11 protein-coding genes are annotated in these 12,869 nt (G+C 65.1%); 5 read left to right on the top strand and 6 right to left on the bottom strand.

What is annotated here, in order from left to right; translation table 11 throughout:
• The gene (locus tag AzCIB_RS16225; RefSeq protein ID WP_083447042.1) at window positions 1-927 is read left to right on the top strand and encodes a transglutaminase family protein; all 927 of its coding nucleotides are present in this window, start codon (window positions 1-3) and stop codon (window positions 925-927) included.
• A 43-nt stretch (window positions 928-970) separates the two neighbouring features.
• Here AzCIB_RS16225 and AzCIB_RS16220 read toward each other — a convergent pair whose 3' ends face one another.
• Complete coding sequence (locus AzCIB_RS16220) at window positions 971-3,208, bottom strand: hypothetical protein (protein ID WP_050416835.1); 2,238 nt, start codon at window positions 3,206-3,208, stop codon at window positions 971-973.
• Window positions 3,209-3,294: 86 nt separating this feature from the next.
• Here AzCIB_RS16220 and tnpA point away from each other — a divergent pair, with 86 nt between their 5' ends.
• The 4 genes from tnpA to AzCIB_RS16200 all read left to right on the top strand — a co-directional run bounded on the left by tnpA (window position 3,295) and on the right by AzCIB_RS16200 (window position 6,238).
• Window positions 3,295-3,714, top strand: a complete 420-nt coding sequence (gene tnpA, locus AzCIB_RS16215) for an IS66-like element accessory protein TnpA (RefSeq protein WP_083446906.1) — start codon at window positions 3,295-3,297, stop codon at window positions 3,712-3,714.
• Complete coding sequence (gene tnpB / locus AzCIB_RS16210) at window positions 3,711-4,058, top strand: IS66 family insertion sequence element accessory protein TnpB (RefSeq protein WP_050415268.1); 348 nt, start codon at window positions 3,711-3,713, stop codon at window positions 4,056-4,058. Before tnpA ends, tnpB begins: the two co-directional genes overlap by 4 nt.
• A gap of 63 nt (window positions 4,059-4,121) precedes the next feature.
• The gene (tnpC, locus tag AzCIB_RS16205; RefSeq protein ID WP_050415269.1) at window positions 4,122-5,651 is read left to right on the top strand and encodes an IS66 family transposase; all 1,530 of its coding nucleotides are present in this window, start codon (window positions 4,122-4,124) and stop codon (window positions 5,649-5,651) included.
• 2 nt (window positions 5,652-5,653) lie between these two features.
• A complete protein-coding gene (locus AzCIB_RS16200) occupies window positions 5,654-6,238 on the top strand; it encodes a plasmid pRiA4b ORF-3 family protein (RefSeq protein ID WP_050415270.1) in 585 nt (194 codons plus the stop codon).
• Window positions 6,239-6,771: 533 nt separating this feature from the next.
• Here AzCIB_RS16200 and AzCIB_RS16195 read toward each other — a convergent pair.
• From AzCIB_RS16195 to AzCIB_RS16180, 5 genes are all read right to left on the bottom strand, one after another.
• Window positions 6,772-7,173 carry a hypothetical protein gene (locus AzCIB_RS16195; protein ID WP_157058512.1) on the bottom strand — a complete coding sequence of 134 codons (402 nt, stop codon included), beginning with the start codon at window positions 7,171-7,173 and terminating at the stop codon, window positions 6,772-6,774.
• Between the two features lie 220 nt (window positions 7,174-7,393).
• Window positions 7,394-7,543 carry a hypothetical protein gene (locus AzCIB_RS24270; protein WP_157058511.1) on the bottom strand — a complete coding sequence of 50 codons (150 nt, stop codon included), beginning with the start codon at window positions 7,541-7,543 and terminating at the stop codon, window positions 7,394-7,396.
• 4 nt (window positions 7,544-7,547) lie between these two features.
• Window positions 7,548-8,348, bottom strand: coding sequence for a hypothetical protein (locus AzCIB_RS16190; protein ID WP_157058510.1), 801 nt, complete (start codon window positions 8,346-8,348; stop codon window positions 7,548-7,550).
• Entirely contained in the window at window positions 8,345-10,009 is a 1,665-nt protein-coding gene (locus tag AzCIB_RS16185) for a hypothetical protein (protein WP_050416832.1), read from the bottom strand. The genes AzCIB_RS16190 and AzCIB_RS16185 overlap by 4 nt, the downstream gene beginning before the upstream one ends.
• 78 nt (window positions 10,010-10,087) lie before the next feature.
• The gene (locus tag AzCIB_RS16180; RefSeq protein WP_050416831.1) at window positions 10,088-12,865 is read right to left on the bottom strand and encodes a type VI secretion system Vgr family protein; all 2,778 of its coding nucleotides are present in this window, start codon (window positions 12,863-12,865) and stop codon (window positions 10,088-10,090) included.
• Window positions 12,866-12,869: the final 4 nt, after the last annotated feature.

The following is a 12,869-nucleotide window of genomic DNA, read 5'->3' as shown; positions in this document are numbered from 1 at the left end:
ATGCGCTACCACGTCCTGCACACCACCGAATATCAGTATGCGCAGCCGGTGCAGACCGCCCGTCACCTGCTGCACCTCGTCCCGCAGCCGCTGCCCTGGCAGACGCTCGAACGGCAGTCCTTGCGCATCGAACCCGAACCGACGACGCACGCGCGCAGTGCAGACCCGTTCGGCAACCCGGTCGACCGCGTCGAGTTCGCCGCCTCGCACGATTGCCTGCGCGTCGAAAGCGAACTGATCGTCGCCGTCGGCGAACGCCCCTGGCTCGCCATGGCGAGCGACGGCCCCGCCTGGGAGCAGGTGCGCGACGCCCTCGACTACCACGCCGCCCCGCTCGGCGACGCCGTCGCCGACGCCCAGCGCATGCGCTTCGAATCACCCGGCGTGCGCGTCAAGCGCGAACTCGAAGCGTACGCCGCCCCCTCGTTCGGCGCCGGCCGCCCCGTGATCGACGCCGCCCGCGACCTCATGCGCCGCATCCACGCCGAGTTCCGCTACGACCCCGACGCCACCGAAGTCGGCACCTCCGTCGTTGAGGTGTTGGAAAACAAACACGGTGTCTGCCAGGACTTCGCCCACCTCATGATCGGCTGCCTGCGCTCGCGCGGGCTTGCCGCCCGCTACGTCTCCGGCTACCTGCGCACTGACCCCTTGCCGGGCCAAGCACGGATGACGGGCAGCGACGCCTCCCACGCCTGGGTTGCCGTGTTCGTGCCCGAAGCCGGCTGGATCGAATTCGACCCCACCAACGATTGCTTCGCCGACGAACGCCACATCGTCCTCGCCTGGGGCCGCGACTTCGGCGACGTATCCCCTCTTCGCGGCGTCATCCAGGGCGGCGGCGAGCATACGTTGAAGGTCGGTGTCACGGTTGTGCCCGAGGGCGACGGGGTCAAATTCACCTCCGATCAGAGCGGTGCCGCCTGATCCGGCGACCATCGCAGCAGGTTCCGCCGAGAAGGGTGAAGCGTCAGCACCGGGAAGTGTCGCCGTAGGCCAGCGCGAAAGCGTCGCGCCAATGAGGCTGCCAGGCGTTGCCGGCAGGCAGCCAGAAGCCTTCCTGGTAGCGCAGTGCTTCCGGTTCGCCGTCCAGCAGGTCGGCCAGGGGCAGGCGTGCCGGGAGCGTTTCCACGTCGTCCCGCCACCAGTCGTCGTCCACCTGCCGATAATCGATGCTGTCGCCGGACCAGGTCTCGAAAATCGGCATGCAGCCCAAGGAGATTTCGGGGTAGATGAGATGCCGGTCGCAATCGACGAGCCGCGCCTTCCAGGTGGTATCCCGATAGTCGGGATGGTCCGGCGGGACGCGGTTGGTGACGACGAGATAGCAACCGTTTTCCGACCAGATCATGCCGACCCCCAGGCCCTCCATACAAATGCCGTCTGAAGTGATGGCCCGGGCCTGGTAGCGGCAGCATTGCGCCTGGTCGTATTGGTTCTGATACTCGTTGCGGGCGCCGAACACGAAGACCGATCTGCCTCCGGTCGGTGCGTGGTAGTGAAAGTCAAAGGCGGCGTTGGGGTAGGGAGGGAGCGTCAGGACCACTTGCTTGGACAGGGGGCCGATGAGTTGCTCGCCATCGTCTGCGACGCGGAAACGCAGGCCTTCCGTGAGCAGCCACTCCCCGCGCACGCTGCCGTCCTCTTCCGGGCGGGGCGGCGGATCGACCGCTGCGAAGGGGTCGAAACTGAAATGGATATCGGGTACCTTCCCCACGACGATTCCCACCTGCAATTCGCCGCAGGCCCAGCCCAGAAGTTGCAGGCCGCAACCGCGGAAACCGGTTTCCAGGTGTCGTCCGGTGACGGTGTCGAGGACGAAGAAGCGGTCCGCTGCCTCGGCACGGCCGCAATGGGGCTGCAGTGCCACATAGCGGCCGCAGTCGGACCACAGGTGGAACAGGGCGACGTCCTTGGCGGCGGCAGCGCCAGCCTCCACCCGATAGGGGCGTAGGCCGCCGCCGGTCCTGGGCTGCGGGGTGAAGTGGGCGACGGCCGTCGTCGGGGTGTTGCCGGGCGCGGGGCGGGACTCGAGCGTCGCGTCGTTGCCGCGCCCGTGCCATGACAGGCGGACGCGTAAGCTCGCCTCCGCCTCTGCGAGTTTCCGGATCACCAGGCGCCCCCGCTCGTCGGACCCAGCGATCCACCTGGAGGGGCTGGTGCCATAGGTGTGGGAGCATGGAAAACGCAAGCTGAGGGTGCGTTGCGGATACCCGGTATCGCTTGGGCGGTTCATGTTCAGCTCAGCCCAGTAGCCCTCAGCGTCGATGGCGCTCACTCCGCGCATGTCGCCGGAAGGCAGACTGTCATTCACGTTCCACCTCAGGGGATCGGCCCAGCCGGAGGGGCCGTTTCGCCGCCACAGCCAATGGCTGCCGGCAGTATCGGGCTGGGCGGGAAGGGCGGGTACCAGCAGCATGTCGCCGTCCTCGCTCCACACGATGCCCTTCGGCGACGACGCACGCACGGGCAGCGGTTTGCCGTCGAGACTGAGCGTGTAATCCCCTTTCAGGAGGTGGGCCAGCGGGTCGTCGGCCGCCTGCAGTGCCGCCTCTTCCCGCCGGCGCTCCATGTAAAGCCGCGTTCGGCCCTGCAGGTCCGGGACAATCAACCGGTCCGGCGGAATCTCGCGATCCGGCTCCACCCATAGACCGTGGACGCGAACATATTGGACGCTACCCGTCCGCCTCAGGAGATGCTTCACTTCGGCAAGCCGCGGCCCGGCAGCGCGGATCGCGCGAACCTCGCTATCCTCTTCGCAGGCACGGACAATGCCGTTTTCCAGGTCGGCGAGCATGATGGGTCTGCCGTGGCGTAGATCGCCGCAAGCGGCGTAGCAGCCATCGGCCGAGAGGGTCAGTGCTCCGGTGCCCAGCACGATGCCGTTGGAAAAGTGATGGGAGGACATGACGGGGCCGCCCATGCAGATTTCGCCACCCTCGGTGGTGCGAAAATGCAGGCCGTTGGGCAGTTTGCACCACTCGATCTTCGGCGCTGGCGAAGCGTACACGGGTGGCGGCGGTGGCGGGGTTTCTGTGTCGCGCAGGAAGCGCAGGCGCTCAAGACGCGAATGGAGTGCTCCCGGCAAGCTGATGGCAAGCAGGCAAACGAGCACTGAGATAGCGTTTTGCAAAATGCCGTCAGCCAGCGGAAACAGGCGGCGGCCCAGGCTCACGCTCAGGGAAAAGGGGGCCAGCGCCGCCAGCACACCGTAAGCGTCCGCCCATCACCGTCTTTCGTTGGTGACAGGGATCGCCCAGAGTGGTGCCCACCAAATTTCTGGTGGGGACCACTTTGGCCACGAATAGCATCACCCGGGTGACCCGCAAGGGGCGGCCGAACTACCCGATCGACTTCAAACGCCACCTTGCCGCGCTCGCCTGCGAGCCGGGGGTCTCGGTGGCTAAGCTCGCCCTCGAACACGGCATCAACGCGAACCTGCTGTTCAAATGGCGTCGTCACTACCGTGCCGGGTGGTTCGGCGAGCCGGGCCCGGCGCATCACGCGGCCCCTCGGCCGCGTGTGGGTGAAGCGCCGAAACTGCTGCCGGTGATGACCGTGTCGCCGACAGTCGGCCTGCAGTTGGCGTCGAAGAGCGTCAAGCCGGCAGCCGCGCTCGAGATCGTTATCGGCGGCGCGACCGTGCGGGTGCTCGGCGAGGTCAGTCGCGACGCACTGCGTACGGTCCTCGACTGTCTGGCCGAGCGGGCATGATTGGCTTGCCGGCAGGCACGCGCATCTGGCTTGTGGCCGGCGTGACCGACATGCGTCGCGGCATGGACGGTCTGGCGGCGATCGTGCAAGGGGCGCTCACTGAGAACCCGTTCTCCGGGCACGTCTTCATCTTCCGCGGGCGGCGGGGCGATCTCGTGAAACTGCTGTGGTGGAGCGGCGACGGGCTGTGCCTGTTCGCGAAGCGCCTCGAACGGGGGCGCTTCATCTGGCCGCAGGCGACCGCGGGGGCGGTGCATCTGACCGCAGCGCAGCTGTCGATGCTGCTCGAAGGCATCGACTGGCGTCGGCCCGAGCGGACCTGGCAGCCCGACTGCGCGGCCTGAAGATCGGAGCATGCCGCCCCCCGGAGGCTGTTCACACGCCACGGCATCGCGTAGACTCACGTCATGCACGCGACGACGCCCCTTCCCGATGACCAGGCTGTGCTCAAGGCCCTGGTGACGGCCCAGCAGGCCGAGATCGCGCGCCTGAACTTCATCATTGCCAAGCTGCGCCGGATGCAGTTCGGTCGCCGCTCGGAACAATTAGACGGCACGCTCGCCCAGCTCGAACTCGCCCTTGAGGGCATCGAGACTGCCCGGCGCGAAGCCGCTGCAGACGTCTCGCCGGACACGACCGCCGGCACAGCGTCGTCACCGAAACGCCCCGCCCGCAAACCCTTGCCCGATCACCTGCCGCGTGAGACGGTCGAGCATGCGCCCGCCGAAGGCGACTGCCCCGACTGCGGCAGCACCTTCGTGAAGCTCGGCGAGGACGTCTCGGAGATGCTCGAGTACGTGCCGGCCCACTTCAAGGTCATCCGGCACGTGCGCCCGAAGCTCGCCTGCTCGCGTTGCGAGTGCATCGTGCAGGCGACTGCACCCGCGCGGCCGATCGAACGCGGACTGCCCGGGCCGGCCTTGCTCGCGCATGTGCTGGTGGGCAAGTTCTGTGACCACCTGCCGTTGTATCGGCAGAGCGCCATCTATGCTCGCTCGGGCATCGAGCTCGACCGCTCGACGCTCGCCGACTGGGTCGGGCAATCGGCACAACTGCTCGCGCCCTTGGTCGAGGCGCTGCGCCGCTACGTGCTCGCCGCCGACAAGGTCCATGCCGACGACACCCCGCTGCCGGTGCTCGCGCCCGGCGAAGGACGGACCAAGACTGCCCGGTTATGGACTTACGTACGCGACGATCGCCCGGCGGGTAGCAATGACCCTCCGGCGGTGTGGTTCGCGTACTCGCCCAATCGCAAGGGCGAGCACCCGCAGCGCCATCTTCGCGCCTTCTGCGGCATCCTGCAGGCCGACGCCTATGCGGGTTTCAATGCGATTTATGCGACTGGGCAGGTGCAGGAAGCCGCTTGCTGGGCCCATCTGAGACGCAAGTTCTTCGATGTGCACCGGGCACAGGCTTCGCCGATCGCTGCCGAGGCGCTCGCGCGGATCGGTCAACTCTACGCGATCGAAGCGAGCGTCCGCGGCGAACTCCCGCCGATCCGCCGCGTGGTGCGGCAGGCCCAGGCGCGTCCATTACTGGAGGATTTGCGGGCTTGGTTGGAAGCGCAGAGCCGGCGCGTGTCGCGCAAGTCCGGCATCAGCGAGGCGATCCAGTACGGCCTGAACCACTGGCAGGCGCTCGTCCGCTACGCAGACGACGGTCGCATCGAAATCGACAACAATGCCGCCGAACGCGCCCTGCGCGCGGTGGCCTTGGGAAGAAAGAATTTCCTCTTCGGCGGTTCGGATGCCGGAGGCAATCGCGCGGCGACCCTCTACAGCCTGATCGGCACCGCCAAACTCAACGATCTCGACCCGGAAGCGTATCTACGCGACGTGCTGGCACGCATCGCCGAGCATCCGATCAACCGGATCGAAGACTTGCTGCCCTGGAATCTGGGCCGCGACCAATCCGACCCCCTGCGCAAGGCCGCCTGACCATGGGCACTGTTGTACGACTTCCCAAGGCGCGACCCGCGCCGCATCTGCTGCAACTGCGGATCGAGCTAGCCAGGATCAAGCCGGCCATCTGGCGTCGGGTGGCGGTCCCGGAAACCATCACGCTGCCGAAGCTGCATCAGGTCATCCAGGCCGTGATGGGCTGGCACGACTGCCATCTGCACGAGTTCGAGATCACCGGCGAGCGCTATGGCGTCCCCGATCCCGATTACGACTTCGAGCCCGTTCGCAACGAACAACGCGTGCGGCTCGCGACCGCGCTCGGCGGCGCCAAATCCTTCCGCTACGTCTACGACTTCGGTGACGACTGGGAGCATCGCATCAAGGTCGAACGCCGCCTACCACCCGACTCGCTCTTCGATACGGCGCTCTGCCTTGGCGGCGCCAACGCCACCCCGCCTGAGGATGTCGGCGGCGCACCCGGCTACGCCGACTTCGTCGCGGCAATGGCCGATCCGGACCATCCTGAACACCACGACATGCTCGAATGGTACGGCGCACCGTTCGATCCGGCCGCCTTCGACATCGCGGCGGTCGATCTGCGCCTCCACAAAATCAAGGTCTGAGCGTCAAGACGGTCTCGGGCGGACGCTTACAGCACACCGGGAATGGGCAGCGGAGGTATTTTCGCGACATAGTGTCGCCACGCGCCATGGATAAGCCATACGGCCAGGCTGGCAAGGTAGAAGACACCGGCAACGAGTGGAGGTTGCAGGGCCGCCCAAGCGATAGCGAGAAAGGCGAAAGGCAGCGAAAGCAGGGCGAGGAGTGCAGGGAGCATCGGTTTGGTCTGTCATCCGGCGACGTCATCTTTGTCGCCGTCTTGGCTGGCACGTGCATAACGAGCTCGCGTTGGCCGCTGATGCGCCGGCGGGGATGGCAATCATGTGCGTGATGATGCCAATATGCTACGCGATATGCGTGGCTCGTTGCCCGCTATCGGGTGATCGCGGTCGGTAATCGCGATCTGTTCCCAAGGCCATCCATGCCGCAGCGTTCGATCAGGTAGATTTCCTGCAGAATCAGCGGTGTCATGCGATCAGAGCCGCGGTGAGGGGAAGGACTTCAAGATAGGGAACAGGGTAATCGCACCTTCATGTCATAACTGCGGTGCGGATTCGTCGGGGGACCACTGCCAGTATGTGTTGCCGTAATCGCCCCCGAGCGCGGGCATGAGTTCCCCTTCTTTGAAATACCGCCGGCTGTTCACTTGAGCGGGCGAAAACCACCAGCCTGCTTCTGGGCAAGGGTGGCCGGCGGGAACGTTGAGGCGCGGCGTCGAAACTGAGCCCTGTGCGGCAGCAACGACTTCCGCCGGCAGTTCGTCCATCCAGTTCGGGGGCCAGTCGATGGTGCCGGTCAAGTCGGTATCAAATATGTCGTCGACATCCCATCCGTCTTCTACGGTAGTACGAATATTCTCTTGAATGCGCAGCATTTGCCCAACAAGCTTGTTCAGCCTTTGCCGTTCCGCGTCAGACAATTCCTGATACTCGTTCACCCCAGCGTAGTCCATGCCGCGATTGAAATTGTAGGAAATGGTGCTGGCCCATCCCGTCTCTTTTCCCGCCTTCCATTACGCCTGTGGATTGATTCCGGGTTTGGAGACGCGGTCCAGGTTGAAGAATACGGGGCTGATCATGCCCTGGTAGTCTCCTGAGTGGCGCTTCTGCAGCTCGGGATCTGACCAATGGCGTTCTAGACTCGTAAGGGAGCCCCTGTCACGTGTCCTGAGCCTTGTGGAAGCTTGAGTCACGCTTTATGTAGCGTTTTTCTGTTTGAATCGGCGAAGGCGTCGCGCAGTTTCCTGAAGTAGTCCGCGCTAAATAGCGTTTGAACAGGTAGATTTCCTGCGGGATCAGCAGTGTCATGCGATCAGAGTCGCGGTGCGGATTGGTCTGGCGACCACTGCCAGAAGGTCTTACCGTAATCGCCGCCGAGCGCGGGCATCACCTCGCCCTGCCGGAAATAGCGACGGCTGCCGGTCTTGGCCGGCGTGAACCACCACCCTGCTTCGGGGCAGGGCTGCCCAGCGGGGACGTTGGGTTGATGCTCGCGGACGTGGCCGCGGTCGGCGTCGATCGACTCGCGCGGCAACTCGTCCATCCAGTTCGCGGGCCAGTCGATGGGGCCGGTGTAACGCTCATTGAGAATCCAATCGTGGTCTGCGGGGTCGTCCCACGCGGAATCGACCGTGTTCCGGATATTTTGCGCAACGCGAGTCATGTATCCCCACAAGGGGAAGAATCGCCTTTCTTCCTCGTCCGTCATCCACTCCCAGGCCGAACTCACGTCGAGACCGGTGTCGCGGTCGTAGTCGAGAATTGCTCGCGCCCAACCGGCTTGCCGACCGGGCTCCCAAAGCTGCGGATCTAGTCGTCCCGGCGTCGGCGCCCTGGCGAAGATATCTCTCGCTGGGCCCATGAAGAGTTTGTAATGCACGGGGTCGTCACGTCGCACCTCGGGCCGGGCAAGCGCTGTGTAGAGCAAGTCGAGCCATTTCTCATGGAGCCGGAGCAGGAACTCGTGGTAATCGAACGAGGCGAAACGTTGCTTGAGCCACGCCTTGCGCAACGCAGCATGGTCGGTGCGTACGATGTTCTGATCGGCACGGCGCGCTGTGCAATGGGCCATTTGCCTTGCAATGATTTCCTGCAGTTCGGTTTCGGTCATCATGATTTCGGTATCGCGGGCGGAATGGCTGTGCTGAGGGGAAGGACTTCAAGATAGGGGCCATCCTTTGGGACGATGTTCCCTACGGCAGGATCGAAGTCGGGAAAATTGCTGGGTTTGCGTTCGGTGATGAAGCCGCGCAATTTGAGCACTTTCAACTGCTCACGATCAAAGAATTGCTGCGGTTTGCCACCTGGCAGATACCACTTGTCCAAGATCTTCTTTCCCCCGTCCAGTTCGATTTGATAGATCTGGGAGGCTGCGGGACCTTCCCAGAATTTCAGCGCTTCTGCAAACCGAACCGGTGCGCCGGCAGCCTTTTCCTGCAATGCGTGGAGATCCTTCCAGACGGGGTGTCCGGCGGGGGGGACGTGCAACTCTACATACTCACCATCGTTGTTCCAGGGTTCCTTCACGGCCGATCCGGCGCGCAGGTCGTGTCCGTCGTGAGGTAACTCACGATTGTAATAGGGGCCCGTGTCCATATCTGGCTTGTCGTGGGCGACGACGCGCTTGAAGGACTGAGGATCGCCGGCCGCTGTTGAAGCTGGTCGGAGGTGTCCAGCGAAATTTGCATAGTCGTCCGCATTCTTCCCCGGTTTGTATTCCTTGGCTAGGTCAGGCCAACCCTCGCGTATTTTTTTGCTGAGCTTATGCCAATAGAATTCATTCAGGGGTGGATTGTCCACCTGTGTCACGCCATGCTCGTAGGGCAGGGCGCCCACCGGGCGGCCGCTCACATCAACGCGGGCGTATTCGCGTTTTCCGGCTAGGGCGACAATGTGCCGTTCGGGCTGGCGGCGAGTGTTGTGCGGCTCTGGCGGCGCGCCATTGCGGAGGGTCGTGCCACCATGCGGGTGGGCGGTGTGGGTTTCGAGTCTAACGACCGCCGGTGCCGGCAGCCCCGTGGCGATCGTGTGCCGCATCTGCGTGGCGGCCCGCAGGTCGCCGGCCAGAAGTGCAGCGAGGCGATTGTCCATCTCGATGAGCGCCAGCGGGATCATCCTGCGCCCGGTGGCTCGAAGTTCTTCGAGTTGCTTGATCAGGGTTGGGGCATAAGCGATGGCTTGCATCATCCGCGCGCGTCCAGGAAGCCAGCGGGGAAGGGAGTCGGGAGAAAGCGCTTTCAGGCGGGTCTGGAATCCGTGCACAAGGTTGGTGAGCTTGTCGATCTGTGCGTTCAAGCCGTCGACGACTGCCTGCCGATACCGGCTGAACTTGATTTCGCCGAGGGCCGCGGCTGCGTTGCCGTAGCCGTGCCCTTGGAGAAATTCAAGGATGGCCCTCAGGCCGACGCCGCCTTTCTTCACCAGCATCAGGGCCACGGCTCGAAGGAAGCCACCCAGCTCCGCGCCTACCAAGGCGCCGACGCCTGCTACCACTGCACCGAGGACGGTCATGATCAGCGGGAACAGCATGGCGATGAGCAGAATCCACTCGTCGACGTTTTCGCGCTTCTCGGGATGCTTGGCCAGACGCACGATGACGGCAATCAGATCGCGTAAGGTGATGATGCTGCCGATGCCGGGCACCATGCCGGCCAGCGCATCGCTGACTACTTGGCTGGTGGACTTGTTATCTTCCCATTCACCGAGGATGACGCCGCGAAGCCACTCCCAAGCTTCGCCCATGCCGTTCCAGGTGCGATCGAGGATTTCATCCATGAATAGTTATTCGCATTGATCTGTTGTTCAGCATCCGTCGCCAGGATGGAGAGCTCATGCGGCACCCCGCAACAACACTCAGCCCTTGATCCAGGTGTCGAGGTCTTCATCCGGCCGGGCCGGAAGCTTGAAATTCATGTAGGGCCGGATGTCGCTGCCCACGCGGATCTCGACGCCTCCGGGTTTGATGTTTTCCAGGTGCATGTAACCCTGCTCGTCGAGGCGGCCGTGTCGCGTGGAGCCGTCTGACAGATAGGCGGAATACTCCGCACCCTTGACGGGTTCTCCATCGTGGTACGCATAGCGGAATTCGACCTTCTCGGGAGGGATGCTGACTTTGTCGGAGGGTAGGTGAGCAGCGGCGACGGGATTCGTGGCCGGCCCCTCGAACGCATGCCCCGCCCCCTTCACCGAGAACGTCCCCGGGCAGGCGAAAGTAATATTCCCCCCCTGCAGCGTCACCGATGACTGCCCCGCCTGCAGCACGATGCGGTCCTTGGCGAGGACGTGGATCTCGTCGTTCGAGCTGGTGATGCTTACCGACTGGTCAGCGAGGATCTCCATCGCGTCGGTGTGCGCCTGGATCGTCTGGCTGCCGGCCGCGGCGATGCTCCTGATCCCGCCGGAGTGACTGAACCAGCTCGCGCCAGCGCCGACCGTGACGCTGAAGCTGCGGGCAGACGCAGCGTGGAAGTCCTTTTGCGCCGTCGCGTGAAGGTGGGCGCCGGCGAAAAGGAGCGTGCTGGCCGGGGTGGACAGCCCGATGTCGTCCGGCCCCTCGGTGACGATGAATGGCTGTGCGAAGCGTTCCGTGGGGGTGCGGCTGCCGGGGCGGGCCTTCATGGCATCCTGGCCACCGGCACTGCCGGTGAAGTGTCCCTCGCGTGTCGCGTCGAGGGCGTCGATGAACCCGCTCTGCCTGGTGTTGGCAGCAAGCGGGCGGGCCGATTGCGCCATCGCGGCGTCGGACAGGGCCTGCGCCGTCTGTTCGGCGCCGCGCAGCTGCGCGACCGCTTCGGCGACGTCCATCTGGGTCGATGCGCCCTGCGGGCGGGCGGTGGATGAGATGAGCACGCCGTCTCCGGCGCGTAGGGCCAGCCAGCCGTCGGTGCGCAGTTCGAGGCCGGCGCCGCGCCATGGGCCGCGCACGAGGCTGTGCGGCGCCTGCTCGACCAGATGGCCGAGCGACAGTTGCGACGCCGCGTGACTGGTCGCGAGGCGAGTGCGAAGCTGTCCCGGCGTATCGTCGGCGAGCCACTGGTTGAAGCCCTGTCCGTCCCCCGCGTGGGTGTCGCTGCTCCAGCCGGAAATGACGCCGGGGTGGTTGGCGCCGCTCGCCTCGCCCGCGCTGAAGGGGGGCAGATCGATGCCGCCGTAAAGCTGGCCGACGACGAGCGGGCGGTCGATGTCGCCGTCGACGAAGTCGATCAGCACTTCGGTGCCGGTCCGTGGCAGGAAGTGACTGCCCCAGTCGGGCCCCGACAGCCATTCGGCCACGCGCACCCAGGTGCCGCTGCGCTCGTCGCCGGGCGCGAGTTCGTCGCCGTTCGCCAGGTCCGTCGTCGCAAGGCCGCCCGGGTTGGGGCGTTCGCCACGCTGCCAGTGGAACTGGATCCTGATGCGATGATCGCGATCGGTGCTCAGCGCGGCGCCGGCCTCGCCGACCACGAGGGCGGTCTCTGGCTGAGCGGCCGGCTTCCTGCGCGGCATGGGCAGCATGGGAGCCGCCGCGGGCTGCAGGACGAATTCGTTGCGATAGCTTCCGCGCTCAATGCCTTGGGTCGGCAGGAGTGCCGCAGCACCGCTGCCGAGGTTGTTCGCGGCCCGATGGTCGACGCTGAGGACGGCGAAGTTCGCGTTCTCGCCGATGAACTGCGCATGGCCTTCCAGCGTGAAATGCGTACCGGCGGCCAGGCCGCGCACGCTGCCATCACCTCCGAGACGCCGGTAGCGCGCCTCATGCCCGGCAAGGGCGAGATCGGCGTGCTCGGTGGCGGCAGTTTCCGACTCGTAGCGGTACGCGCCGCTGCCGTCATGCTCCTCGATAGGGGGCAGGTCTCCGCCGTCGAGGCCGCTGCGGGCCTGCGCGGCCGTTGCAACCAAGCTGCGGTAGTCCCAGGAGCTGCGGCTGACGGCGTTGGCGCCGACCCGGTGCTCGTCCGCCAGGGTCTGGATGGTGTCGTCGGTTTCGGTTGCGTCCGCGCGATGGAAGCGGATGCGGTCCTGAAGCCCCGGCGCAGGTGCGGCATTGTGGTCGAAGAGAACCATGCAGTGCCGCGCACGTTCGGCGGCGGTGTCGTCCTGCTGCGTCTGTTCGTGCTCGAAGCGGAAGGAGATGCCTTCTTCGGCGAGCAGTCGCAGGAGAAAGTCGAGATCGCTCTCGCGGTGCTGGATGCAGAGACTGCGCCGGCGCAACGTCCGGGTGACGTCGAAGCGCCAGTTAGCGTGCATCCGGTAGCCCGCGAACAAGGTGTCGCACAGGCCGCGCAGGTCGAGATCCTGATACACGCGGCTGCGCCGTCCCTGAGCGAGCAGCGCGAGCCAGGGTTCGAGCGTGAGGCGGTAGCGCACGAATCCGCCGTCGCTTCCGAGCGGCGCCGAGTGGGTACAGTACCCGTGCCAAGTGCGCAGGCTTCCGTCCGCGAGGCGCAAGCGTAGGGCGAACTGGGTGCCGAGGAACTCGGACAGGGGGAGGTAGGCATCCGTTGCGATGCAGTCGACATCGAAGCGGAATAACGCGTTGACGGCTTCGCATCCCGACATGCTTTCGACGAGCAGTGGCGCCGGTACCGCCGAGCGGATCTCGATCAACCGCGAATGCTGGGACAGCAATGCCTCGAAAACGGTGCCTTGCATCGCG

This window comes from Azoarcus sp. CIB, from assembly GCF_001190925.1.
Lineage (GTDB): Bacteria > Pseudomonadota > Gammaproteobacteria > Burkholderiales > Rhodocyclaceae > Aromatoleum.
This window is presented reverse-complemented; position numbering and strand designations above follow the sequence as displayed.

What these genes read in the sequence shown, in the direction of transcription:
- AzCIB_RS16225 (WP_083447042.1), top strand. Translation starts at nt 1, where the DNA reads ATGCGCTACCACGTCCTGCACACCACCGAATATCAGTATGCGCAGCCG.
- tnpB (WP_050415268.1), top strand. Translation starts at nt 3,711, where the DNA reads ATGATTGGCTTGCCGGCAGGCACGCGCATCTGGCTTGTGGCCGGCGTG.
- tnpC (WP_050415269.1), top strand. Translation starts at nt 4,122, where the DNA reads ATGCACGCGACGACGCCCCTTCCCGATGACCAGGCTGTGCTCAAGGCC.
- AzCIB_RS16200 (WP_050415270.1), top strand. Translation starts at nt 5,654, where the DNA reads ATGGGCACTGTTGTACGACTTCCCAAGGCGCGACCCGCGCCGCATCTG.
- AzCIB_RS24270 (WP_157058511.1), bottom strand. Translation starts at nt 7,543, where the DNA reads ATGACACTGCTGATCCCGCAGGAAATCTACCTGTTCAAACGCTATTTA.
- AzCIB_RS16190 (WP_157058510.1), bottom strand. Translation starts at nt 8,348, where the DNA reads ATGATGACCGAAACCGAACTGCAGGAAATCATTGCAAGGCAAATGGCC.
- AzCIB_RS16185 (WP_050416832.1), bottom strand. Translation starts at nt 10,009, where the DNA reads ATGGATGAAATCCTCGATCGCACCTGGAACGGCATGGGCGAAGCTTGG.
- AzCIB_RS16180 (WP_050416831.1), bottom strand. Translation starts at nt 12,865, where the DNA reads ATGCAAGGCACCGTTTTCGAGGCATTGCTGTCCCAGCATTCGCGGTTG.